Genomic DNA, 24,125 nt, shown 5'->3' on the forward strand with positions numbered 1-24,125 from the left:
CGGGCCGTCTTAGAGGATGAGAGCGCCTGCCCAGCCGGCAATAAGCAGCGGAATATTGAAGTGGATGAAGGTGGGAATGACCGAGTCGCGGATGTGGTCGTGCTGGCCATCCGCGCCCAAGCCCGCGGTAGGGCCGAGGGTGGAATCGGAGGCGGGAGAGCCGGCGTCGCCAAGCGCGCCTGCGGTGCCAATAAGCGCCACGGTGGCCGCGGGGCTAAAGCCCAACGACATGCACAGCGGCACATAGATAACGGAGATGATGGGCAAGGTGGAAAAGGAAGAGCCGATGCCCATGGTGACCACTAAGCCCACCACCAGCATCGCGCCGGCGGAAAGGACCTTATTGGTGCCAAAGAGGTTGGCGGTGGCATCCACCAGCGGGCCGACCTCATTGGTCGCCGTCATGACCGAGGCGAACCCCTGGGCGGTTATCATGATGAAGCCGATGAGCGCCATCATCTTCATGCCATTGGTAAAGACATCGTCCGCGTGCTTCCAATCCACCGCGCCGGTAAGCAGCAAAATTCCTAAGCCGGTCAGCGCGCCGACCATGAGGCCATCGGATTCGAAGTCGAGCGCCTGCATGACAATCTGCACCGCAAAGGTGGCAATGATGGCCACGACGGAAACCCACACCTTATAAGCAGAGGGGGCCTCTTGGTGCTCCTCAGCCGCGATGGGCAGGTTTTCATAGTCGCGCGGTTTGCGGTAGCTAATGAAGATGGCGATGAGTAGGCCGGCGAGCATGCCGAGCGCCGGCACGCCCATAACCTGCATGATATTGATATCGGAGGTATCAAGCCCCGCCTGCTGGATATTAAAGAGCAGGATGTCATTTAAGTAGATGGAGCCAAAGCCCACCGGAATGAACATGTAGGTGGTGATAAGGCCGAAGGTCAGGCAGGTAGTAATTAGCCGGCGGTCCAGGCGCAGCTTATTCATCACTGTAAGTAGCGGCGGGATGATGAGCGGAATGAAGGCGATGTGGACCGGGATGAGGTTCTGGCTCATCACGGACATGGCGATGAGCCCGAGGATGAGCATCCACTTGGTGGCCAGGGCGGCTTTGGGGTCTGCTTCGCCGCTGCCGCCGAGCTTGCGGATGAGGAAATTAGCCAGGACCTGTGGCAGCCCAGCGGAGGCCACGCCCATCGCAAAAGCGCCCAAGAGGGCATAGCTTAGGGCAATCTTGGCGCCGCCGCCCAAGCCGTCTTGGAAGGCGACCATGGTGGCATCGAGGCCCATGCCCGACAGGAGCCCGCCGACGATAGCTCCTAGGAAGAGTGCTACCACTACATGCACGCGCAGGAGGGCGAGCACGAGCATGACTATGACGGCGACGAGAACTGCATTCATGCTAATTCAGGGTACTGCATAGTATCGGCTGGGTCGTAATTATTCGATTAACCCAGCCGGCCGCGGCCCATCCGTAGCAGCGCCGAAGCGATGGTGGGGCCTTCTTCCCCAAGTTCATCGCGGAACTGATTCAAAATGGCGATCTCGCGGGTGTGGACCAGGCGGGTGCCGCCAGAGCTCATGCGGGTGCGGCCAATGGCCTGAGAGACTTCCGTGCGGCGCTTGGCAGCATCCAAGATGATGCGGTCCATGCGGTTGATTTCTTCGCGATACTGCTGGATCTCCGCATCAGATAGGGGATCATCCGTACCCGAAGGCGTGCGGATGTCCAGGCCGTTATCGACGATGTCCTTGTTATCTTCTGCGGTCATAAGACCATATTGTGCCACCCGCCCGCGCAAAAGGAAATAGCAGCTCGCACGGCAGATACGGGGCGTGTCCGGTGGGGCTAGTAGGTTGGAAGGCACTATGAACGAAAACTCTCCTTTTAGCCCTTCCCCGTCCACCGGCGGCGCACCCACACCAATCCCCTTTGGCGGCTTCGGCACACCGCGCGCAGCGAGCCCGGAATCCGAATCCCCCGATGCCTTGACCGAGGGCCTCAACCCACAGCAGCTTGAGGCCGTTACCCACACGGGCAGCCCGCTGCTCATCGTGGCCGGCGCTGGTTCCGGCAAGACCGCCGTGCTTACCCGCCGCATTGCCTATCTCATGCGCCATCGCGGGGTAAATCCGTGGGAGATCCTCGCCATTACCTTTACTAATAAGGCCGCCGCGGAAATGAAGGAGCGCGTGGGCGGGCTGGTCGGCCCCGTGGCAGAGCGCATGTGGGTGTCTACCTTCCACTCCATCTGTGTGCGTATCTTGCGCCAAAATGCGCAGCTGGTGCCAGGGCTTAATACCAACTTCACCATTTATGATGGCGATGATGCCCGCCGGCTTTTGTCCATGATTGCTAAGGACATGCAGCTGGATCTAAAGAAGTACACCCCGCGGGTCCTGGCCAATCAGATTTCTAATCACAAAAATGAGCTCATCGGTCCCGAATCCGCACTGGAAAAGGCGCAGCAGACCAAGAATCCATTTGAAACCACCGTGGCCCAGGTCTATGCCGAATACCAGCGCCGCCTGCGCGCGGCCAATGCCGTGGACTTTGATGATCTCATCGGTGAGGTGGTGCGGATTTTCACCCAGCACCAGCAGGTGGTGGAGTTCTATCGCCGGCGCTTCAAGCACGTGCTAATTGACGAGTACCAGGACACCAACCACGCCCAATACGCCCTAGTTGCCGCGCTCGTGGGCAGGGGAGAGCTCGGACCCGATGCTCCCGAGTTGTGCGTAGTGGGCGATTCCGATCAGTCCATTTATGCCTTCCGCGGGGCCACCATCCGTAATATTCAGGAATTCGAGCGCGACTACCCCCAGGCGCACACGATCTTGCTGGAACAAAATTATCGCTCTACGCAGACCATTCTCAACGCGGCCAATGCCGTGATCGCCAAGAATGAGAATCGCCGCGAGAAGAACCTGTGGACCGCCCACGGTGAGGGCGAGCAGATCGTAGGCTATGTTGCCGATAATGAGCACGATGAGGCGCGGTTCATCGCCTCTGAAATCGACTCCTTGGCGGATAAGGGCCGCAGCTATTCCGATATCGCGGTCATGTACCGCACCAATAACGCCTCCCGTGCGCTGGAAGATATCTTCATTCGCTCCGGAATTCCGTACAAGGTGGTGGGTGGCACGCGCTTTTATGAGCGGCGCGAAATCCGCGACATGGTGGCCTACCTGCGCATCTTGGATAACCCGGACGATACGGTAAGTCTGCGCCGCATCATCAACGTGCCCAAGCGTGCCATTGGTGACAAGGCGCAGGGGCATATCGCCCTCCATGCGGAAAACCACGGCATTAGCTTTGGCAAGGCGCTTGCCGATGTCCCCCAGGGCGACGTCCCTGGCCTTGGCACCCGGGCCATCAATGCGGTGGGCAAATTCAACGACATGATGGAGGGTATCCGCAATCAGATCCCGTCCATGCGCGATGAGGTTACCGACCAACCGGATTTGGGCGAGCTGCTTTCCGCCATTTTGGATGCCACGGGATACAAGGCGGAATTGGAAAATTCGAATGATCCGCAGGACGGTGCGCGCCTAGATAACCTCAACGAGTTGGTATCGGTGGCGCGCGAATTCACCTCGGAGGCGGCCAACCAGCTTGCCGCATCCGGTGCGGATGCAGTGGACCCCTCCGAGCTAGTAGAGGAGGGCGAAGCTGCGCCCGGTTCGCTGCAGGCATTCTTGGAAAAGGTGTCGCTGGTGGCCGATGCTGACCAGATCCCAGATTCCGAGACTGGTGTGGTCACCATGATGACTCTGCACACCGCCAAGGGTCTTGAGTTCCCCGTAGTCTTTTTGACCGGCTGGGAGGATGGCCAATTCCCGCATATGCGCTCACTGGGTGACCCGAAGGAGCTGAGCGAGGAGCGCCGCCTCGCCTATGTGGGCATTACCCGCGCTCGCGAGCAGTTGTATCTTACCCGCGCCATTTTGCGCTCGGCGTGGGGCAATCCGGTGACTAATCCCGCCAGCCGCTTCCTCGGCGAGGTCCCAGAAGACCTCATCAACTGGCGGCGCGAAGACTCCGATAGTTCCCTGACCGGCGCGTGGGGCGAGGACGATTACCAATATGGTCGTTCCTACGGCCGCGACTGGTCTGGGTGGGGCAGAGGCGGGTCCCGCGGTGGCCAGCGCGCTGCGTCTTCCCCATCGCGACGCACTAGCAAGCCAGCGGCGACCTCAATGCCTAAGAACAATAACCTCAACCTTGCCGTGGGTGACCGCGTCAATCACGCTAAGTACGGGCTCGGAACTGTCATTGAGACGTCCGGCTCCGGTAAGCGTGCCACGGTCACCGTGGACTTTGGTTCTTCCGGTAAGGTCCGGCTGATGCTCATCGGCGGGGTGCCGATGGAAAAGCTCTAGACCGTAATGCCGCGCTCGTTGAACCAGGAGACTGGGTCAACGGGTGCTCCTCCACCTGGGTGAATCTCAAAGTGGAGGTGCGGGCCAGTGGAGTGGCCCTCGTTGCCAATGCCGGCGATTTCCTGACCCGCGGTCACGCGCTCGCCCACATTTACCTTGAGTAGGTCTGCCGGCATGTGACCGTAGACGGAGATGGTGCCGTCATCGTGCTGGATGCGGATCCAGTTGCCAAAGCCCTGCGCTGGACCGGAGTTGATGACGGTGCCGTCCATGACCGCCAGAATCGGGGTGCCCACCGGGTTAGCTACGTCGATGCCGTTGTGCATTGTGCCCCAGCGCTGGCCGAAGCCAGAAGTAAGCGTGCCGGAGGTAGGAAAGACCACGGTATTGCCCGCGGAGTCCTTGCCGCGCTTCGTGGTGAGTCCGGAGTGATTTCCCTGTGGAGCGAATGCTTCCTTCAATCCCGGTACAGAACCAGGATCCAAGACGATATTTACTCCGCCGGATTCGTTTCCATCTACCTGCGGGGTAGCGTCGCCGTTGAGAACCCCTACGGTAGTAGTCGCCAAGCCAACGAGGGCGTCGACCACTCCGGCGTTATCTACATTGGTAGCGGTGGGCTCGGAGGAGCCGTCTGATACGTCCACGCTAGCCACTGGCTCTGCAGCAAAAGCGGTGGTGCCGGTAGCAAGTACGGTGCCGAGCGTAACGATGCTCAGCGTCACGTTCTTGCGTGCGCGGTTCATGCGCTTCATATCTTAAGTCCTTTTCATGGCTGTGCATGGTCTCGGGACGCTTGTGCCCTAGAGAGGGAGGCGTCTTGCAACTGCCAACCGCGACACGCCGAAAGCTGAAATGCTTGCGTTCGAAATCGCTCGTGGCAACGAGTTAAAAGTTAGCCCGCCCGAACGGCCCGCGCAATCTTAAAAAACGCTGGTAGAGGCGGAAATAATTCGAAATTATTCGAACATGCCAGCTTGTTGCGCGTGTTACCAATGTGGTTGGAGTGGCGTCTGTAAAGTATTGGTTTAGGGTCTGGGGGTGGACCTTGGGGGTGGGTGTGCCGCTCTGGAAGTAGCGTGTTGCGTTCAAGCCCAGTGATTAGCGTAAATGTGTATTTACCTGCGACAAGGCTGCGTACTGGACTTGGCTGTGCGGCGCAATTTGTGTCTAGGGCTCGGTGGTGGAGCGCTTGTCTTGACGGGGCTTGCCTTTTGTTGGAGGCGCAATGGGAAGGCTGGGAGGCATTTGAGTCGTCTTGGGGAAGGTTGGCTGCAGCCTCGGTGGTCGGGAGCCGGCGCTGGTGTCTTTAGGGCAATTGTGGACATGAAAAAGCGCCGCAGGAAAGCCACTGCGGCGCTTAACAAGAAGGTGTTGGCTGGGGGTCTTAGAGGTCGATACCTCGCTCAGCCAGCCAAGGCTGTGGATCGATTGCCTCGCCACCGTTCGGGTGAACTTCGAAGTGGAGGTGGGAGCCGGTGGAAAAGCCCATCGAGCCCATGCCGGCGATCTTCTGGCCGGCATGCACGTGCTCGCCAACGGCCACGTCAAGGGTCTGCATGTGGCCGTAGACGGTCATGGTGCCGTCGTCGTGCATGATGCGGATCCACTGGCCAAAGCCGGAAGCTGGACCGGAGTCGATGACCGTACCATCCATGACGGCAAGGATTGGGGTGCCGGGAGAGTTGGCGATGTCGACGCCCTTGTGGAAGGTGCCCCAGCGCATAGCGAATGGAGATGTGAATGCACCCTCGGCCGGGCGAGCTACGGACGGAGCGCGAGCAGCCTCGTCGGCAGCGGCGCGCTCTTCAGAGGCCTGAATGGCCTTGTTGAGTTGATCGGTCAGATCAGTAACTGGCTTAGCCTCAGCCACGTTGAGGATCTGTGGGGTGGTATCAACCGGAGCCGCAGCAGCATCCTCAACTTGGGTGGAGTCAGAGGCGAGCTCGAAGTCAACGGACTGCGTCTTGGTGGTGGCCGCGTCATCGGACTGAATGTTTGCGGCGGCTGCGCCACCAACGCCGGCCGTGGAAACTGCACCTGCCGCAACCGTCATTACGGCAATGCGGCCCTTCGCGGTCTGCGAGGTGACAATCTTGCGATGGCGGCCGGCGCCACGCTGAACTTTGCTTCGCATTAGGTCTTCTTTCGTCATTTTCACAATCTGCGCAGAACGGGTGTTACATCCCCACCGAGTTAGTTACGAGATTGTGACCTTCTTGTTACCAACGAGATGTAACAGTAGCGTCTCGAAAAGATAACAGCAACCCAAATTAAGAAACTTTCAGGCCCCTCTCGGGGAAATTGTCCACGAGCAGGCAACATATGGCACTCAGAATAATGTTAGTGCGATAAAGATCCCACGCGAGCTCCGCGTGCGTCACGCAAAACTAGCGGCCTTTGCCTTCAATAGTATTACCGCCAGAGTTAAGGGTGTGAAACCAGGGTAGATTTTATACTCCTTATATATTTGTATAGCCCAGGTACAGGGGTTGCCGCCGGTGATTTTGCGAGCGTCTCGTCGCGCCACCCCGATTTCACTTCCGGAAGGTGGCAAAGTGGACGCCGATGAACAAAAACACCAGCCCCCAATCTCGGTCAACGCCCCGCCCGCGTAGCCAGGCGCGGGGCCGTACGGTGCGCGCGCAGCGCACCCCACGCGCGCCTCATCCCAGTGGGTCACGCCAGTCCTCTGGATCGGCGCAGCGCGTCGCTCGCAAGGCCGGCTCCAAGGCCAAGGCACGCCGTACTCCCGCGCCGTTGACCAAAGCCGGGCGCATTCGCCGCATGCTCATTACGGCGGCAGTGCCCAACGTGGTTATTGTCCTTATCATTATGGCCATCGCGCTTGGCGGTCTCATGCTCACCGGCTCTCCCATGGCGTGGTGGTACACCATCGTGGCGGAGGCCTGGATGGTCTTTAACCTCGCCCCGGTCTCTGCGGCTGATGTGCATATTTCCTTCTTGCCGGCCTTGCCAGCGCTCATCCTTGCCGCGGTGGTGGCGGTTCGGGTGCGCAGCGCGGTAAAACACAAGGTTAGCGTCAAGGACTTGCTTACTCTTTTGGCCTGCGTGCTTGGCGTGCCGGTGGTATTTACCATCATCGCCTGGCTGATGCTGTGGGATGCGGGCAAGGTCTATGACGTTTCCCCGCCTAATCTGGCGCAGGCGTTGCTGCGCGTTATTGTTCTGCACCTGGCCGCCATGGCGGCCGGTATGGGGTGGCGCTTGTGGCGGGCGTTGGCCAAGCGTTATGGAGTGCCGCGCCCGCTTGTCGACGCCACTCAGATCGCCCTTCGCTACCTCGCCTACCTTGCCATTGGCGCAGCCGCAGTCTTTGCGGTGGTATTCCTGGTCAACATCTCCCGCCAGGGCGAGATGATGAATGACTATCCTACGATCTCCGGCTTAGGCATTGCCGGACTCGTGTTGCTGAGCGTGCTTTATATTCCCAATGCCATCGTGAGCACCGCGGCGGTATTGGTGGGCTCGGAGTTTTCCGTAGGCGAAGGATCGGTGAGCCTCTTTAGCGCCCACCTCGTGCCGCTGCCGCCGCTGCCCATTACCGGTGGCATTCCAGCATCCGCGCCCAGCTGGGCGGTGGCGCTATTGATCGTTCCCCTCGGCGCCGCAATCTACTCGTTGTACAAGAAGCGTCCGAGCTTTCAGGACGTACTAGTAGCTACGGTGGCCTCCGCAGTAATCATGCTGGTTGCCTGCTACCTTGTCAGCGGTGACCTCGGCTACTACGGTTCGACCGGCCCGCAGCTGTGGACTGCCGCAGGCCTCACCTCCCTGTGGATGGCCGTCGTTGGCTGCGCCGTTGCCGCTGGCTTCGCCTTCGTGGCCTGGCGTGCGGCCCGCACAGCACCTGGTGCGGCCCCCACCGATGAATACGCCGACGAACCCGCTGCCACTGCCGACGAGGCTCCCACCGAACCGGAGCGAGAGCCCATCACGGATCCGGAAATCGTTGACGCCGAGGTAGTCGAGGACGAGCCCGAAAATACTGCACCTGACGCGGCCGCGGAGGAACCGGAAGAAGAGCAGAAAGAAGAGGGCACTCCAGCCGAAGAAGCGGCGGAGCGGCCGGAGGAGGCTAAGGAGGGCGATGAAAGGGGCGTCGCCAAGCCGCTGAGCCAACAGCTCAAGGACCAAATGGGGGAGAGTGAGCAGGACTCCTCGAGCGAAGATTCCCCCGAGGAGGGGGAGAAGGGCTAGGCTATAGCGCGTGACTTCACCGATGCCTCCGCGCTATACCGCTGACCCTGAACGCCTCCGAGTGGTGGTGCTCGTTTCTGGAACGGGTTCCCTGCTGCAAGCGATCATGGATGCCCAAGCCGGGCACTACCAGGTAGTGAAGGTGGTGGCGGATAAGGAATGCCACGGTATTTCGCGCGCACAGGACCACGGGATTGATACCGAGGTCGTGGCGCTGGGTGCGGATCGCGCCGAATGGAATCAACGTCTGGTTGACGCAGTAGATGCTGCGCAGCCAGACGTTGTTGTTTCTGCGGGCTTTATGAAGATCCTGGGCCAGGAATTCCTGGACCGCTTCGAAGGCCGCACCATCAATACCCACCCGGCGCTACTGCCTGCCTTCAAGGGAGCGCACGCGGTGCGCGACGCCCTAGATTACGGCGTGAAGATCACTGGCTCTACCGTCCACTTTGTGGACGCGGGCGTGGATACCGGCTCCATCATCGCGCAGCGCCCCGTTGCCATCAATGCGGACGATGACGAGTCCACCCTCCACGAGCGCATTAAACAAGTAGAGCGCGACCTCATCGTGGAGGTGCTGCGTGCAGCTAACGTCCACGACGAGAAACTAACTATTCAACTCGCAGACTAAGACTTTTCGAAAGGCTTAATCCTCCTCATGAGCGAAGACCGCAAGCAGGTAAAGCGCGCCCTTATCAGCGTGTACGACAAGACCGGGCTGGAGGATCTAGCCCGCGCCCTCGATAAGGCAGGCGTAGAAATCGTCTCCACCGGCTCCACCGCGAAGAAGATCGCGGACCTAGGCATCGAGGTCACTCCGGTAGAAAAGCTCACCGGCTTCCCGGAGTGCTTGGAAGGCCGCGTCAAGACGCTGCACCCGCGCGTGCACGCCGGCATTTTGGCCGATACCCGCAAGGAAGATCACCTCAACCAGCTCTCCGATCTCGAGGTAGAGCCTTTCCAGCTCGTCGTGGTCAACCTGTATCCCTTCCGCGAGACCGTGGCTTCGGGCGCGGACTTTGATGGCTGTGTAGAACAGATTGATATCGGCGGCCCATCCATGGTGCGCGCAGCCGCCAAGAACCACCCGTCTGTTGCCGTTGTGGTAGACCCTTCCCGCTACGGTGAAGCCGTGGAAGCCGTCACCAACGGTGGCTTTACCCTGGAGCAGCGCCGTGGCCTTGCCCGCGATGCTTTCCTGCACACCGCGGATTATGATGCGGCCGTCTCCGCCTGGTTCGTGGACCAGCTCAGCGAGGAGGGGCAAACCACCCCGCTGCGCTACGGCGAGAACTCTCACCAGGCGGCCACCGTTACCCGCATCGGTTCCAAGGGCCTTGCCAATGCCACTCAGTTCAATGGCAAGGAGATGAGCTACAACAACTACCAGGATGCGGATGCCGCTTGGCGCGCCGCGTGGGACCACGAGCGCCCCTGCGTTGCGATTATCAAGCACACCAACCCATGCGGCATTGCCGTGTCCGAAGAGTCCATCGCCGCTGCCCACCGCGCGGCGCACGCGTGCGACCCAATGTCCGCCTTCGGTGGCGTGATTGCCGTCAACCGCGAGGTCACCGTAGAGATGGCCGAGCAGGTCAAGGAGATCTTCACCGAGGTCATCGTTGCTCCTTCCTATGAGGACGGCGCCATCGAAGTCCTCAAGGCCAAGAAGAATCTGCGCGTGCTACAGGCAGAGCACGAAGACCAGCACGAGGAGCGCAAGTACATCTCTGGCGGCGTGCTCACCCAAGAGCCAGATACCTACCAGGCCGAGGGCGATAACCCGGCTAACTGGACCCTGGCCGCGGGCGAGGCCCTCAACGAGACCGACTTGGCTGAGCTCGAGTTCGCCTGGCGCGCCGTGCGCGCGGTGAAGTCCAATGCCATCTTGCTGGCCAAGGACAATGCCACCGTGGGCGTGGGCATGGGCCAGGTCAACCGCGTTGACTCCGCCAAGCTGGCCGTCGAGCGCGCCAACACCCTAGCCGATGGTGCCAACCGCACCGAGGGCTCCTTCGCCGCTTCCGATGCCTTCTTCCCGTTCGCCGATGGCTTGCAGGTGCTTCTCGACGCCGGCGTTAAGGCCGTTGTCCAGCCCGGCGGCTCCATTCGCGACGAAGAAGTCATCGCGGCGGCGAAAGAAGCCGGCGTTACTTTGTACCTGACCGGTACCCGCCACTTCGCGCACTAGCCTAAGCTCAATGCCATGACATTCCCTATCCGCCGGGCCTGGGGCCCGGCAGCCGCCCTTATCGCCTGCGCGCTCACCCTAAGCGCCTGCGGCGATGAGGACGCGGCGAATAATTCCCCTACTTTCGTCAACACCGAAGCACGTGGCACGGCAGATCCCCTCTACGGAAAAGAGACCACGTCCGCACCACCGGCTGCCTCGTCTGCGCCTTCCTCCTCCACGGAGCCACCGGCCGCGGCCCCTTCCGGCGATGTCCAAGCCGTGCTTGACCGCATCGTGGCCGAAAACGGCGATGTGGGCATCGCCGTCTCCGATGGCACGACCGCCGTTGAAGCGGGGCGCACCGCTCCCGAGGCCGCGTGGTCAACCTCCAAGGTGCCGGTGCTGATCGCGGCGAATCGCACGGGTGCGGCCGATAGCCAGCTAGTGTCCTCTGCAATCACCTACTCCGATAACGAGGCTGCCAAGGCCGCGTGGGCAGCTTTAGGGGAGGGGACCGCAGCCGCGCAGGCCACACAAAGCGTCATCGCGGAGGCGGGCGATACCGCCACCCAAGTCCAATCCCAGGTCACCCGGCCGGAATTTACGGCTTTTGGCCAAACCATGTGGGGCGTGGGAAACCAAGCAAAGTTCATGGCCGGGGTGCGCTGCGTTGAAGGTGCCCAGCCGATTGTCGACGCCATGGGTGTCGCCGATCCCGCCCAAGCCTACGGCCTGCGCACCCTGCCGGGCGCCTTGATGAAGGGTGGCTGGGGCCCGAGCCTCGCCGGCGGCTACGATGTGCGGCAGATGGGCATCGTGCAGCTTGGCGGGCATGACGTCGCCGTGGCACTGATTGCCTCCTCCCCTGATGGTCAGTACGCCTCCACTCAAAAGGTACTTACCTCCATGGCCGAAGCCCTAGCGCAGGCCGAAACCCAGTGGCCCAGCCCTGCCTGTTAAGGCTGTCAGTAGAAAGGAAAACTCATGACTTCTCGCTTAAGCCTCCGCCCGCTTATTGCCGCAGGCTTCGTCCCGTTCGTGGCCGCCAGCCTCGCGCTGAGCGGTTGCAGTAACTCCACGGATGAATCCGCTCCCAGCTTCAAAGGTGAGGGCAGTGGAATGACCACGGTCAATAACTCCGACAAAGAAGAGGAGACCGCCGAGGAAACTACGGCCGCGCAAGAGACCGTAACCAAGGAATCCCCTGAGGAACCGCTGGTAGTCACGGTCACGCAGACGGAAAAACAGGAGGCTCCGTCTTCCCCTGGCGGTGGGCAGAAGACTGGAGAAGGCAACTACATTTCTGATTTCAATGGGCACGGTTGGCTCGATGGCGATTACGCAAGTTGCAACCGGTTTGAACGCGCCCTGTTTGCTGGTTCTGGGCCAGACGGCAGGGTCATCATTTGCGAGACCGGAGGTGGCTACAAGTTCTATCGCTCGTCGATGTTTGACGGCCAGTTTGAATCGGATGACGTTACCCAAGACGGCAACAACTACTACGTCAATGCGGATCCGTCGATCATCGTGGTGACGCCGAGTGGCGTGAGCGTGCGCGAGGGCGGTGGATTGGCCGCCACGGGCGAGTTCACGGAGTCGTGGCAGCGCTAACGAGAGGAAGGACGGGCTAGCGCGACTTCTTCTTGCGGTCGGCCGCTGCGGCGGCGGCCGCAGAGATGGAGTCGTTGCGGTTCTTCAGCAGCTCCAAGGTAGTTTCTTCGGCATTGTCGGGGACGGAGGCGTCAAGGACGGCCAAGGCGGCGTCGGCAAGCATGGCGGCAGTCTCCGGAACCGACTGGGAAGCGTCAAACGGAGGGGTGCCGTTGTTGGGGCGCATTTCAATAACGGACAGCGCGATGTGGAAGGGAAGCTCCACGCGGGGGTCATCTTCGCCCACAATGGCGGCGGCGGTGGAGCGGAAATGATTCTGCAGGCGGTCGCGCGACTCGTGATACTCGGAGAACTCCGAAGAATTAGCTACCGGCAGCTGATACAGGCGGCCCACGTTCCAGCCACTGGTAAGCAGCAGACGCGATTCTGCGGCAACCAAAGACCACAGGCGCTGAGCTGGGTCGGCCTTGGTGCCCGCCAATTCATCGGCCAATTCCAGGGAGGGCTCAATGGTGGAATTGAGCAGCGTCAGGAAAATCTCCGTCTTGGACGGGAAGTGGTAGTACAGCGACGCCTGACGGATGCCTACCGCGTCTGCAATCTGGTGCGTGGACGTGGTAGCAAAACCCTGGGTAGTGAAAAGCTCGGAGGAGGCGTCCAAGATCTCCTCACGGGCGCTATTGCCTCTGCGCCGCGGGCTGTGTTTACGCGGCCTACCGACATTGCCTGCCATGCGGTGGGACGCCTCCTTTCACAAAGGGAAATCGCTTTTAATAGTCAACTGTACAATCTTATGCCCGATGAGGTGCAGCTTCCGAATCCGCACCGTAGAGACTATTTATATTCTTCTGCCCGCCGGGAAATGGATTCAAACGCAGCCGAGACAATGCGGCACGCCGAACCATAAGCGGTGCGATCCAGCGGCGGAAGATCGCGCAGCGTGGCCGGACGATCGCTAACGCCCTCATACCAACGGCGCAACTCTAACGCATAACCGGTGCGCCACGCTAGGTCCAAAGACTCTGCGTCCGCGGCTGTAAGCAGATCGCGTTCCACGCCAATCGCCAGGCGGTCAACGGTCGGGCGCGGTCCAGGTGCCGCCCAGCGTGCGATAGCTGCAATGGGGGAGAGCAGCGTGGCCTTAATATCGACCGCTGCATCGCGGTCCGGCAGGCCATCGACCATCTTTAGGGCAGGCGGGCGCTGGCCCAAGGCTTCTTCTAGCAGTGCTTGTTCCCCGCCGTTTCCAAGGGGCAGGCCGGCGTCGACGCGCGCGGCGATGGAATCGGTGGCTGCGTGAGCTTGGAGACCGACATCGGCGAAGACCTCTTGCAGATCGGCATCGTCGCCCATCCACACCACGGGCATGGAGGGCAGCTGGTCGCCACGGGCGGCCGCGCCGCTAAGACGGACTGGGGAGTTGACCCCCGGGGAGCGAACAATATCCGTAATCAGCCGGGAATACCAGTTGGCCAATTCAATCTCATTGTCCTGGTGGGCGACCGCGTTGCGCAGGATATCTTGGGCCTCTGCGAGCAGTCCGCGGGCCGTAGCGCGGGACTGGCAGTGCGGGGCGAGCTCGGAAAGATCGAGTAGGGATTGGTGCAGGGCCATTGCTCACTGCCTTTCACTAGTGCGGGGCCGGTGCTTCCCCGCCGGCTGCGGGGTGCACGAATGTTTTCAATCTAACACTTCGGTTCTGTGATCTGAGCATGTGGGCCGCGCAGAAGGGATAGGAGGGCTAAAACGACTTTCGCCGCCTGCCCTCGGGGAGGGAGGCGGCGAAAGCTTATGGTTCTTTTACCGTGTCACACTTGCCAGCGGCAAAAGTGCGCTGTTGATACCCAGCTACTGTTTAGCGGGTGGTGAACGGCAGGAGAGCCATTTCGCGTGCGTTCTTGACTGCAGTAGCAACCTGACGCTGCTGCTGCGGGGTCAAACCGGTGACGCGACGGGAACGGATCTTGTGACGATCCGAGATGAACAGACGCAGAGTCTTGGTGTCCTTGTAGTCCACCTTCTCGATGCCCTCAGCCTTCAAAGGGTTCTTCTTTGGGCGACGGCTCTGCTCCATACGGAACTTCTTTTGGTTATTGCGCTTATTAGCCATTGTGCAATTACCCCTTTACCAGCTGGACTTACGAACGCCCGGCAGCTCACCACGGTGAGCCATGCCGCGCATACGGACACGGGACAGGCCGAACTTGCGGAGGTAACCGCGTGGACGGCCATCGGCAGCGTCACGGTTACGTACGCGGGCTGGGGAAGCGTCACGAGGCTGGCGGTTCAGCTCGAACTGAGCCTCCAAGCGCTCCTCATCCGGGGTGTTCGGGTTCTTGATGATCTTCTTGAGCTCAGCGCGACGCTCCGCATAGCGGGCGACGATTTCCTTGCGCTGCTCGTTCTTAGCGATCTTGGACTTCTTAGCCATTGATTATCGCTCCTCGCGGAATTCGACGTGCTTGCGGGCAATGGGATCGAACTTCTTCAAGGTGATGCGATCCGGGTTGTTGCGCTTGTTCTTACGGGTCACGTAGGTGTAACCGGTGCCCGCAGTGGACTTAAGCTTGATGATTGGGCGGATATCGTTACGTGCCATACTTAAATCTTCTCCCCACGTGCGCGAATCTTAGCCACAACGGACTCGATGCCATCGCGGTCGATGATCTTCATGCCCTTCGTGGAAACGTTCAGGGTGATGGTACGGCCCTCAGAGGGCAGGTAGTAGCGACGACGCTGCACGTTGGGGTTCCAACGGCGCGAAGTGCGGCGGTGCGAGTGCGAGACCTGCTTGCCGAATTCCGGCTTGCGGCCCGTTACCTGGCAAATAGCCGACATGGGTCTTCTTTCTCCTAGCCGCCCACATCATGGCTATAGACAATGAAGCGCCGACTGCCGTGTGAGGGTGGCAGTGCTCAAAAGTGAGGTGTGAGCGGGTGCGGCGCCATCGTCAAACGCCAGTAGACGGGGCGTAAAACGTATATTTTGACAACAGCAAGGGAAAATCTTACAGCCTCGGGCGCGAATTACCTAATCGCTGCCTCGCTGCGGTGCCTAGGCCGTTTGCCGTGCTGGGGTGGGGTTTGCCTGTGGGGTGCTGCCAAGCGTGATGCAAGAAACGTGAGTGAAATGAGTGGTCGCCGCTGGTTGGGGATTTCGTATATGGGTTAGTTGACTGTAGGATAATTCAGGTTGTTGACCCGTGCCACGCGGCGCGCGGTTAACAGAGTGAAATTTGCACGTCCCAACTCGGGCACGATCCTCACCAAGCGTGTGGAACCGACCCGTAGTCCAACCCTGAGGGAATATATATGAAGAAAGATATTCACCCGGATTACCACCCGGTAGTCTTCCGTGATGCTGGTACCGGTCACTCCTTTTTGACCAAGTCCACCGCTTCCTCCGACCGCACCGTTGAGTGGGAAGACGGCAACGAGTACCCACTGATCGTCGTTGACGTTACCGCTGAGTCCCACCCGTTCTGGACTGGTGCACAGCGCGTTATGGATACCGCCGGCCGCGTCGAGCGCTTCAACCAGCGCTTCGGTGGCATGGCACGCCGCAAGAAGAAGAACGCGTAAGGAGGAGAGTAGAAAATGGCAACTCCTAAGTTTAAGAAGTCCCGTGCGAACACCCACGCACGCCGTTCCCAGTGGAAGGCTGACAATGTAGCCCTCCAGGAAGTTACCATCGACGGCCAGACCGTCCGCATCCCGCGCCGCCTGGTTAAGGCTGCCAAGCTGGGCCTGGTTGACGTAGAGCAGTTCTAAGCTCGCTCTTTAATCTCCCCGTCCGCTCTCTTTAGAGGGCTGGGCGGGGATTTTTAGCTTTAGAAGCCTCCTATAAGCATGTTTTAACGGTATTTGGGGGGCTATGGGGGTAAATATTTCCCTTAACTTCATGAAGTTGACTGCCATCAGTAATAATTAGGACTATGAAAATCCTTGTGGTGGATGATGAACAAGCCGTCCGCGAATCGCTACGCCGTTCCCTACGCTTTAACGGCTACGAAGTGTTGACCGCTAACGACGGCTTGGAAGCCGTGGAGACGGTGCGCGCTGAGAATCCCGAATTGGTGATTCTGGACGTCATGATGCCCAACATGGATGGACTAGAAGTATGCCGCACCCTGCGCAGTGAGGGTTGGGATCGTCCAATCCTCGTTCTGACCGCGCGCGATGGCGTCTCGGATCGCGTGGCTGGCCTCGATGCCGGAGCGGATGATTACCTGCCAAAGCCGTTCGCATTGGAAGAGCTCTTGGCCCGCGTGCGCTCCTTGGTACGGCGTGCCGCTGCAGATTCCATCGCCGCTGAAGCTCCGGTGGAAAGCAAGCTTAGCTTCGAGGACCTTGAACTTGATGCCGATACCCGCGAAGTAAGCCGCGGTGGCCGGGCCATTTCCTTGACGCGTACCGAGTTTGCGCTGCTGCAATTGCTGATGGAAAATCCCCGCAAGGTTCTCTCGCGCAGCAAGATCCTGGAAGAAGTATGGGGATACGATTTCCCTACCTCCGGCAATGCTCTCGAGGTCTATATCGGCTACCTGCGTAAGAAGACGGAGGGCGAGAGCGATGCTCGCCTCATCCACACCGTCCGTGGTGTGGGCTATGTTTTGAGGGAGTCTAATTCGTGATTTTAAGGAAGCCCGCTTCCCCTGCGGTGGCTTCCGGGAAGGTACAGTCCACCCCTCTTACCGAGTTCTCTGATCGTCAGGGGAGTTGGGCTTCACGGACGCCACTGCGGTGGCGCCTTGCTACTGTTACCGGCCTTGTGGTGGCCGTAGCTGTTGCCTTGATGACGCTGGCAACGTATTGGGTAGTTTCTATGTCCCTTACTGCCTCCGTCGATGAGCGCTTGGAGGCCAAGGCCGATGTCTTGTTGCGGCAAAGCCAAGACCCGCGGTTCATGGATAACGTGGACCAGGAAATCAAGGATTTTAAGGCCTATAACCCTGGCACCCGTGTAGCCCTATCACCGCCCTCCATGAGCTTTTCCTACGGCGACACCATTCCTGTGGGCGGGGACTTCCACCGGACGGAGGATTACACGGAAACTTCCGTGCGTACCGTCGGCGGCGAGCGGGTGTTGGCCAAGCGTCATGATCTCGGCTCTACCGTGGTCGTCGCTCAGTCTCTCGCACCTACGCAAGGGCTCATAGCCATCTTGGGCACGGTGCTTCTGATTATCGTTGGCCTTGGCATCTTGCTCGCCATTTTTGCCGGCCTCATCGTGTCCAAAACCGGTATGCAACCCATCGCCCGGCTGAAGCGAGCGGTGGATTACGTGACGCAGACCAACGACCTGCGTCCTATTGAGGTCTCCAATAACGACGAGATGGCGCAGTTGACCACCTCCTTTAACCAGATGCTGGAGGCACTGCAGGAATCCCGTTCGCAGCAGGCTCAGTTCGTAGCCGATGCTGGACATGAGTTGAAGACCCCGCTGACCTCTATGCGTACCAATATTGAGCTTTTGATGATGCTCAATCGCGCCGGTGGTGGCTTTGGCATGAGCGATGAGGACCGCAAAGACCTCGAAGATGACGTGATGTCCCAGATGAATGAGCTCTCCACCTTGATTGGGGACCTCGTTGATTTGGCGCGCGAGGACGGCAATGAGCGCGAACCGGAACCGGTTGACCTTTGTGAAGTCATGATGGCTTCGCTGGAGCGTGCGCGCCGCCGCCGTCCCGATGTGGAGTTCTTGGTGCGCTTTATCCCGTGGGAGCTGGACGGCGACCCCTTCGCATTGGGCCGTGCAACGCTTAACCTCATGGACAATGCGGCTAAGTGGTCGCCGGCAACTGGCACGGTGCGCGTATCCATGGAGCAGCTATCCTCCCACGAGGTGCGCCTGCGCTTTGATGACTCTGGGCCTGGCATTGCACCGGAGGAGCGGGAGAAGGTCTTTGAACGCTTCTACCGTTCGGCAGAAGCGCGTTCCATGCCGGGCTCGGGCTTGGGCTTGGCCATTGTGAAATCGGTAATTGAACGCCACGATGGCACGATCAAGATCCGCGAGTCTAATGATGGTGGCACCCGCATGGAAGTCATTTTGCCGGGTAAGCCTGTGCCGGGTGAGATTTTCGTGGACGGTTTGGCAGACCCGCATGAGGGGCTGCCGGGTGATAAGGAAGACCCGAGCGACCGGGGTGAAATCTTTGCACAGCGTTGGTTTAATCAGGGCTAGCGTACAAGCGTTTATACTGGTGAGGTAATACAGCATCCTTCCAGGAATTCCTAGTAGGTTGGCAGATCAATATCAGTCTTGACCAAGCGAAGTGAGGCATAGTTTTCTCATGAACATGAGGAATGACGATTACCGCGGCTTTGATGGAAACTCCCCAGAGGGAGAATCCCAGGAAGGTCCGGGTAGGGCCGAGCCGGTTCAGGGTGGTCCGAACTTTGGGGAGACCGGACAGCCGGATGCGGGTGCCGGAAATGCTGGCCCCTACAGCGATGACACTGGTCCTTATAGTGGTGCTGGTGCGCAGGCGTATGAGACCGGTTCCTATTCGCAGGGGTGGAATCAGCCGCGCGGCGGTGCTGAAGGCGATGACCCGCGAACGCTAGGTTCGCTGGGGCCCTATCCGAATGCCCCACAGACCCAAAGCTTTAGTGGTCAGGGGCAGGAAGGCCCGATGGTCACCCCGCTGCCTCCGCAGCCGGAGCAAAAGAAGAAAATCGGCTTGGGCGCCGCCACCGCACTGGCGGCCGTCGCTGCCATCGCCGCAGGCTCGATTGCCGGCGCTGTGGTCGGCATGAGTTCTGGGGGAGGCAATAACGATACCTCCGTGGTCAATGAAGCCCTCAAGGCTGAGCCGGCAAACAATAGCACCGGTAAGGAACCGGAACAGGGTTCTGTGGAAGAAGTAGCCTCCAAGGTTTTGCCGGCGGTGGTTTCTATCCAGACGATGACTCGTGCTGGTGGGGCTGAAGGCTCCGGTTCTGTCATCTCCCCAGATGGTTATGTACTGACCAACCACCACGTGGTTGCCGGTGCTGAACACGGTGGCATGATGCAAGTGACCATGAATGACGGCAGCAAGCATGAAGCTAACGTGGTGGCCTCGGATGCGAATACGGACGTGGCCATCGTGAAGATCAAGGACGTCAAGGACTTGCCCTTCTTGCAGTTCGGCGACTCCGATTCCGTTGCTGTAGGCCAGGAGGTGGTGGCCGTGGGGTCTCCTTTGGGGTTGAATGCTACCGTGACCTCCGGCATCGTATCGGCAAAAAACCGTCCCGTGCGCGCATCCCAGGAAGGTGGCGAGTCCTCATTGATTGACGCCATTCAGACCGATGCCGCAGTAAACCCTGGCAACTCGGGCGGCCCCCTGGTGGATCGAGACGGCAATATCGTGGGCATGAACTCCATGATTGCTTCGCTGTCTAATAGTTCCTCCGGCGAGGGCGGCTCCATTGGCCTGGGCTTTGCAATCCCATCCAATTTTGCCAAGCGCATGGCAGATGAGCTCATTAATGACGGCAAAGTTTCCCACCCGACCCTTGGCGTGAAGGTGCTAGCGCGCGACGACGGCAATGGTGCCCGCATCGCCGGGGTGGAGCCGGGTGGCCCAGCAGATAAGGCGGGCCTAAAGGATGGCGACATTGTTACCCGCGTCAACGATCGCCTGATCGAAAACGCCGATGCGCTCATCGCGGCGGCGCGATCGCAAGACTTTGGCGCGACGGTGACCTTGGAGGTTACCCGCGAAGACTCGGATGAAGCTCGTCAGGTAGAGGTAACCCTCTCAGGCGAGTAAATTACTGTGCAAGACCTCATTAGGTGCTAAGTGCGCCGTACCTCACCCCGCCACAAGGCCGCAATGCCTTAACTTAAGGAGAAAAATGCCAGATTCGCAGCACGATGTGACCGACTCCGCGCAGCCCGACGGCGCGACCAGGCGCGATTCCTTGATGGATGTTGCCGAACCCGATGATGCCTTCCTGCTGGCAAGCGAGCAGGAGGATAGCCTTGCTGCCCCGCGCCGTGGGCTTATTGTGATTGTCACTGACCATCCTGGTGAGCAATCCGATAGCACTTCGCAGTTGGTAAGTGAGTTGCTGGCGGAGGCCAATTTCCGTGTTGATGGCGCCATCGTGGTCCGTTCCAAGAAATCCAAGATCCGCCAGGCCATTGAGACCGCCGTGGTCGGTGGCGTGGACGTGGTCCTCACCGTGGGCGGTACCGGTGTAGGCCCGCGCGATAAGACTCCGGAGGCTACCCGGTCTGTCATCGACAAGATGGTTCCGGGCGTGGCACAGGCGCTGCGTTCTTCTGGCCAAGCCTGCGGCGCGGTGGATGCCTGCACGTCCCGCGGCCTATCTGGTGTTTCGGGGTCTACCGTAGTGGTCAACCTTGCCTCCTCCCGAGCTGCCGTCCGCGATGGCATGGCTACCTTGGCGCCCCTGGTACACCACCTCATTGACCAGCTGCAGCAATCTAGCGTCCAGTAACCGCAGGGAATTTTCTATGACGTCGCGGAGAAATCGCCGGCGAGTATTTCGCCAATCTGCTGCTGCCGACTATGACCGTAGTGCTGATAAACCCGGCGCACCCGCTGCCCACGGTGCCGATGAAGAGAGAATCGTTACCGTCGATGACGGGGATTCGGCGGCGGCAGAGGGGGAGTCCGGCCAGCGCGATGAACAGTTCTACCGAGAGAATCAGCCCCCACACTACGGCGGCTAGTGCCTAAAACAGGATGCAGGTCTGCAGCCACAGAGGTATCCAAAAAGCCCGCGGTTTCGCTTCCGGAGAAATGAAACCGCGGGCTCTGCGTTGTATATGCAGCGCAGGGTACTAGGCCTGGTGGCGGCCGCCGCCGGTAGAACCGTAATCGGCGTCGGCAGCGCCGGGGGCGGAACCGTCAATGCCGGTACCCGGGATGTCCTTATCGGAGACATTCTGGGCCTCGAGCAGGTCGCGGATTTCCGCGAGCAGTTCCTCGGAGGTTGGTGCCGGAGCCTCAGGGTCTACACCGTGGCGGCGCTTAGCGGCCTCGGTGAGCTTGTTCAGCGGCATGACGATGAGGAAGTAGACCACTGCGGCGATGATGAGGAAGTTAATCGCTGCGGTGATTACAGCGCCGAAGTCCACGAGGGTGTTCTTGTTGTCGGTGATCTGGAAGCCTAGGCCGTCCACCTCAGCAGACCCAAGGGAATTGATGATCGGCTGGATGATGGAGTCAGTAACGGCGGTGACGATCGCGGTGAAGGCGGAGCCGATGATGACTGCGGTGGCAAGTTCGATGACGTTGCCGCGCATAATGAAGTCTTTAAAACCCTTGAGCATGGTGATATGCACGAACCTTTCTGGGAATAACTAAAGTTTGGTGTGAACCATGGGCATCGTGAAACCTTAATGTAGGCGGTATCCAACCACAACTGTTGTGGCTGAAAAGGCCTAGTGCTGTTGCGGGTGAGCGCGATCACCAACTATGACCACCGTGAGCGGCTGGCTTAACGACGCCGCGGCAACATCATTGGCATGGTCATGGGGCAGCGCGAGCAAAACAGTAGAGGAAGAGGCCTCGCCTTCGGCGCTAGAGGTCGACACCACGCGCCCGCCGGTGGCGATAACGCGCGCGGTGGGCGTTGTGGACGCCTCGCCCTCTCCAGCAGGGGAGGGCGCGGCATCGACGGCGGTCACCACGTCCACGGTATCGCCATGGTGTAGGTGGGGGATGATGTCTGGCTCGGCGAGCTTGACTGGGATCATCCGCGCAGCCGCGGCTTCCGATCCACCGACCAAGCTGGAGACGAGGTCTTCTCCCAAAAGGCGCGCATCGGTAATCACCTCGCCCCTGCCGGCTGCGGCGGTAATCACGCGACCAGTAAGTTCTTCTGGATTTGCCGCTACCGCGGAATCGGGGATGGAAGAAGAAGGAAGGCGGGCCAAGTCGACGTCGGCAAGCGCCAGCTCCGCCCCCGCAGGCAGGTCGCGGCTAAAGACGGGAACGCGCGGCAGTTCCTTAGCCGCAGACAAGGCCGAAGCCAGCGCGGCAATAAGAAGGGCCACCGCAATGGCGCGGCGCACTACAACGCCGCGGCGGTGGCCAGGGGTACGAAGGGTGGAAACGAGGCGGGGTATACGCGAAGTGGGCATACTCTTTTAGACTGCCCGAAACCGCGCATGGTTCCCGCACTCAAAAAACTAGAAGCGGGTGATGCCCTCTGCGGTGACGGCGGCATCAACCTTGCGGTCATGGTCCTCGGTAGGCAGCTCGTCTAGGAATTCGGAGGGGTAGACCATGGCGAAAACCGGCGGGTTGCCGTGGGGAAGCGGCTCTAGCGCGCGGTCATAGTAGCCGCCGCCCTTGCCCATGCGGTTGCCCTTGGCATCTACTGCCATGGCGGGGGCGAGCACCAGATCGCACTCGGCCAGCACGCTGCTATCAAAGCTTGGGCCCTGGGGCTCATTCAAACCCAATGGGCTGGTGTGCATGGCTTCCTTCCCGCGGTATTCGGCAAAGGTCAGCGTGCCATTCTCGCCGGAAATTGGCAGGAGGACGCGGGAAACATGGGCCTTGAGCCACGGCACAAAGTCCGCACCACCGGGCTCAGAGCCCAAAGGCCAGTAGGCGGCTACGGTCATGGACTCGGTGAGCTCGGATTCGAGATGCTTACGCACGCCAGCGGTAAAGGCATCGTGGTCCTCGGAGGAAAGTTCGCGGCGGGCCTGGACCAAGCGGGCCCGCAGCTCGTTTTTGGCGGTAATGGAAGAGGTCATAAATAAATCATAACCCCTCGGCGTAGCGGTGCACGGGAAAATAATGTGGCGTTGTACGCTATTGTGCATGGCTATAGAACGCGAAGATTCCGCCCGCGGAATCACCACGGTTGTAGTTCCAGCGGCAGGTATGGGCACCCGATTTTTGCCCGCCACCAAAACGGTTCCCAAGGAACTACTGCCCGTTGTTGATACTCCCGGCATCGAACTCATCGCAGAGGAGGCAGCTTCTGTAGGTGCGCGCCGCCTGGCGGTGATTACCGCGCCCGATAAGCAAGAAGTCATGCGCCACTTCGAGGCTTTTCCCGAGCTGGTAGAGACCCTTGAATCTCGCGGCAAGAACGAGCAGGTGGCCAAGGTTAAGCGCGCCAACCAGCTCATTCACCCCGTTGCGGTGGAGCAGGAAAAGCCGCTGGGCTTGGGCCACGCGGTGGGCCTTGCCGAAGAGATCCTTGGGGAAGACGAGGATTCCTTCGCCGTCATGCTCCCCGATGACATTGTGCTGCCCGCCACCGTCATGGCCGATATGGCGCGTGTGCGCGCGGCATTGGGTGGCAGCGTGCTGTGCGCTTTCGAGGTCCCGCGCGAGCAGACCTACAACTACGGCGTCTTCGACGTGGAAGATACCGATGCCCCTGGCGTGAAGAAGGTCGTGGGCATGGTGGAAAAGCCGGCGGTAGAGGATGCCCCTTCTAACCTCGTGGCCACCGGCCGCTACCTTTTGGACCGCAAGATCTTTGATGCCCTGCGCCGCATTAAGCCGGGCAAGGGCGGCGAGCTGCAGCTAACTGACGCCATCGAGCTCCTCATTGAGGAGGGCGAGCCCGTCCACGTGGTAGTCCACCAAGGAAAGCGCCATGATTTGGGCAATCCCGGCGGCTATATTCCCGCCAACGTGGACTTTGGCCTGCGCGATGAAAAGTACGGCCCCACGCTGTATAAAGCGATTAAGCAAATCATCGCCGAGTATGAGGACGAACACGGCTTAGCCTAGGGATTTTCCTAGTGGCTAAGGACGTGGAAGCGAAGAAAGGGCGGGCATAGACCT

General features: G+C 60.0%; 27 protein-coding genes. 14 read left to right on the plus strand and 13 right to left on the minus strand.

Annotated features, from left to right (window positions below):
* Nucleotides 1-9: 9 nt before the first annotated feature.
* Both QP971_RS05345 and QP971_RS05350 read right to left on the minus strand, forming a co-directional pair.
* On the minus strand, nt 10-1,356 hold the full coding sequence (locus QP971_RS05345; RefSeq protein ID WP_225747311.1) for a Na+/H+ antiporter family protein: 1,347 nt from the start codon (nt 1,354-1,356) through the stop codon (nt 10-12).
* A 47-nt stretch (nt 1,357-1,403) separates the two neighbouring features.
* Nucleotides 1,404-1,727 carry a chorismate mutase gene (locus QP971_RS05350; protein WP_023021988.1) on the minus strand — a complete coding sequence of 108 codons (324 nt, stop codon included), beginning with the start codon at nt 1,725-1,727 and terminating at the stop codon, nt 1,404-1,406.
* Between the two features lie 97 nt (nt 1,728-1,824).
* Between QP971_RS05350 and pcrA the strand changes: the two genes are divergently transcribed.
* Nucleotides 1,825-4,338 carry a DNA helicase PcrA gene (gene pcrA / locus QP971_RS05355; protein WP_284786474.1) on the plus strand — a complete coding sequence of 838 codons (2,514 nt, stop codon included), beginning with the start codon at nt 1,825-1,827 and terminating at the stop codon, nt 4,336-4,338.
* Here the strand turns inward: pcrA and QP971_RS05360 are convergent.
* Together QP971_RS05360 and QP971_RS05365 are read right to left on the minus strand one after the other, a co-directional pair.
* Complete coding sequence (locus QP971_RS05360; RefSeq protein ID WP_284791879.1) at nt 4,335-5,093, minus strand: M23 family metallopeptidase; 759 nt, start codon at nt 5,091-5,093, stop codon at nt 4,335-4,337. The genes pcrA and QP971_RS05360 overlap by 4 nt on opposite strands.
* Before the next feature lie 632 nt (nt 5,094-5,725).
* Nucleotides 5,726-6,475, minus strand: a complete 750-nt coding sequence (locus tag QP971_RS05365; protein ID WP_284786478.1) for a M23 family metallopeptidase — start codon at nt 6,473-6,475, stop codon at nt 5,726-5,728.
* A gap of 413 nt (nt 6,476-6,888) precedes the next feature.
* Here QP971_RS05365 and QP971_RS05370 point away from each other — a divergent pair, with 413 nt between their 5' ends.
* From QP971_RS05370 to QP971_RS05390, 5 genes are read left to right on the plus strand one after another with little or no spacing between them, the layout of a single operon-like run.
* Nucleotides 6,889-8,559 (plus strand): cell division protein PerM, encoded by a 1,671-nt coding sequence (locus tag QP971_RS05370; RefSeq protein ID WP_284811063.1) that lies wholly within the window; start codon nt 6,889-6,891, stop codon nt 8,557-8,559.
* A 22-nt stretch (nt 8,560-8,581) separates the two neighbouring features.
* Nucleotides 8,582-9,190, plus strand: a complete 609-nt coding sequence (gene purN, locus QP971_RS05375; RefSeq protein ID WP_193393071.1) for a phosphoribosylglycinamide formyltransferase — start codon at nt 8,582-8,584, stop codon at nt 9,188-9,190.
* Nucleotides 9,191-9,217: 27 nt separating this feature from the next.
* The gene (gene purH / locus QP971_RS05380; protein WP_284811062.1) at nt 9,218-10,750 is read left to right on the plus strand and encodes a bifunctional phosphoribosylaminoimidazolecarboxamide formyltransferase/IMP cyclohydrolase; all 1,533 of its coding nucleotides are present in this window, start codon (nt 9,218-9,220) and stop codon (nt 10,748-10,750) included.
* 15 nt (nt 10,751-10,765) lie between these two features.
* Nucleotides 10,766-11,692: a hypothetical protein gene (locus QP971_RS05385; RefSeq protein ID WP_284811061.1), complete on the plus strand. Its 927-nt coding sequence runs from the start codon at nt 10,766-10,768 to the stop codon at nt 11,690-11,692.
* 24 nt (nt 11,693-11,716) lie between these two features.
* Nucleotides 11,717-12,343 carry a hypothetical protein gene (locus tag QP971_RS05390; protein ID WP_284811060.1) on the plus strand — a complete coding sequence of 209 codons (627 nt, stop codon included), beginning with the start codon at nt 11,717-11,719 and terminating at the stop codon, nt 12,341-12,343.
* Between the two features lie 16 nt (nt 12,344-12,359).
* Here QP971_RS05390 and QP971_RS05395 read toward each other — a convergent pair whose 3' ends face one another.
* The 6 genes from QP971_RS05395 to rpmB form a co-directional block, all read right to left on the minus strand.
* A complete protein-coding gene (locus QP971_RS05395; RefSeq protein ID WP_269953242.1) occupies nt 12,360-13,076 on the minus strand; it encodes a TetR/AcrR family transcriptional regulator in 717 nt (238 codons plus the stop codon).
* A 101-nt stretch (nt 13,077-13,177) separates the two neighbouring features.
* On the minus strand, nt 13,178-13,957 hold the full coding sequence (locus tag QP971_RS05400; protein ID WP_284811059.1) for a putative nucleotidyltransferase substrate binding domain-containing protein: 780 nt from the start codon (nt 13,955-13,957) through the stop codon (nt 13,178-13,180).
* Between the two features lie 241 nt (nt 13,958-14,198).
* Nucleotides 14,199-14,453: a 30S ribosomal protein S18 gene (rpsR, locus tag QP971_RS05405; protein WP_005279904.1), complete on the minus strand. Its 255-nt coding sequence runs from the start codon at nt 14,451-14,453 to the stop codon at nt 14,199-14,201.
* A 15-nt stretch (nt 14,454-14,468) separates the two neighbouring features.
* Entirely contained in the window at nt 14,469-14,774 is a 306-nt protein-coding gene (gene rpsN, locus QP971_RS05410) for a 30S ribosomal protein S14 (RefSeq protein WP_005279906.1), read from the minus strand.
* Nucleotides 14,775-14,777: 3 nt separating this feature from the next.
* Complete coding sequence (rpmG, locus tag QP971_RS05415; protein WP_005279910.1) at nt 14,778-14,942, minus strand: 50S ribosomal protein L33; 165 nt, start codon at nt 14,940-14,942, stop codon at nt 14,778-14,780.
* Between the two features lie 2 nt (nt 14,943-14,944).
* A complete protein-coding gene (gene rpmB, locus QP971_RS05420; protein WP_005279911.1) occupies nt 14,945-15,181 on the minus strand; it encodes a 50S ribosomal protein L28 in 237 nt (78 codons plus the stop codon).
* A 473-nt stretch (nt 15,182-15,654) separates the two neighbouring features.
* Here rpmB and QP971_RS05425 point away from each other — a divergent pair, with 473 nt between their 5' ends.
* From QP971_RS05425 to QP971_RS05455, 7 genes are all read left to right on the plus strand, one after another.
* Entirely contained in the window at nt 15,655-15,924 is a 270-nt protein-coding gene (locus QP971_RS05425) for a type B 50S ribosomal protein L31 (RefSeq protein ID WP_005323793.1), read from the plus strand.
* Between the two features lie 15 nt (nt 15,925-15,939).
* On the plus strand, nt 15,940-16,113 hold the full coding sequence (gene rpmF / locus QP971_RS05430; protein ID WP_005279913.1) for a 50S ribosomal protein L32: 174 nt from the start codon (nt 15,940-15,942) through the stop codon (nt 16,111-16,113).
* Nucleotides 16,114-16,277: 164 nt separating this feature from the next.
* Nucleotides 16,278-16,976: a response regulator transcription factor gene (locus QP971_RS05435; protein ID WP_284786491.1), complete on the plus strand. Its 699-nt coding sequence runs from the start codon at nt 16,278-16,280 to the stop codon at nt 16,974-16,976.
* Nucleotides 16,973-18,532, plus strand: a complete 1,560-nt coding sequence (locus QP971_RS05440; RefSeq protein WP_284786492.1) for a HAMP domain-containing sensor histidine kinase — start codon at nt 16,973-16,975, stop codon at nt 18,530-18,532. The genes QP971_RS05435 and QP971_RS05440 overlap by 4 nt, the downstream gene beginning before the upstream one ends.
* A gap of 109 nt (nt 18,533-18,641) precedes the next feature.
* Entirely contained in the window at nt 18,642-20,108 is a 1,467-nt protein-coding gene (locus QP971_RS05445) for a S1C family serine protease (RefSeq protein ID WP_284786494.1), read from the plus strand.
* An 85-nt stretch (nt 20,109-20,193) separates the two neighbouring features.
* Entirely contained in the window at nt 20,194-20,802 is a 609-nt protein-coding gene (locus QP971_RS05450) for a MogA/MoaB family molybdenum cofactor biosynthesis protein (RefSeq protein ID WP_225747299.1), read from the plus strand.
* Between the two features lie 16 nt (nt 20,803-20,818).
* Nucleotides 20,819-21,037, plus strand: coding sequence for a hypothetical protein (locus QP971_RS05455; RefSeq protein ID WP_080970467.1), 219 nt, complete (start codon nt 20,819-20,821; stop codon nt 21,035-21,037).
* 111 nt (nt 21,038-21,148) lie between these two features.
* Here the strand turns inward: QP971_RS05455 and mscL are convergent, their stop codons facing one another.
* The 3 genes from mscL to QP971_RS05470 form a co-directional block, all read right to left on the minus strand.
* On the minus strand, nt 21,149-21,640 hold the full coding sequence (gene mscL, locus QP971_RS05460; protein WP_284791889.1) for a large conductance mechanosensitive channel protein MscL: 492 nt from the start codon (nt 21,638-21,640) through the stop codon (nt 21,149-21,151).
* Between the two features lie 111 nt (nt 21,641-21,751).
* The gene (locus QP971_RS05465) at nt 21,752-22,453 is read right to left on the minus strand and encodes an SAF domain-containing protein (protein ID WP_239273863.1); all 702 of its coding nucleotides are present in this window, start codon (nt 22,451-22,453) and stop codon (nt 21,752-21,754) included.
* Between the two features lie 48 nt (nt 22,454-22,501).
* Nucleotides 22,502-23,077 (minus strand): 5-formyltetrahydrofolate cyclo-ligase, encoded by a 576-nt coding sequence (locus QP971_RS05470; protein ID WP_239273864.1) that lies wholly within the window; start codon nt 23,075-23,077, stop codon nt 22,502-22,504.
* 67 nt (nt 23,078-23,144) lie between these two features.
* Here QP971_RS05470 and QP971_RS05475 point away from each other — a divergent pair, with 67 nt between their 5' ends.
* Nucleotides 23,145-24,071 (plus strand): UTP--glucose-1-phosphate uridylyltransferase, encoded by a 927-nt coding sequence (locus QP971_RS05475; RefSeq protein WP_284811058.1) that lies wholly within the window; start codon nt 23,145-23,147, stop codon nt 24,069-24,071.
* The last annotated feature ends 54 nt before the right edge of the window (nt 24,072-24,125 follow it).

Origin of the sequence: Corynebacterium marquesiae, assembly GCF_030229635.1 — a bacterium.
Lineage (GTDB): Bacteria > Actinomycetota > Actinomycetes > Mycobacteriales > Mycobacteriaceae > Corynebacterium > Corynebacterium marquesiae.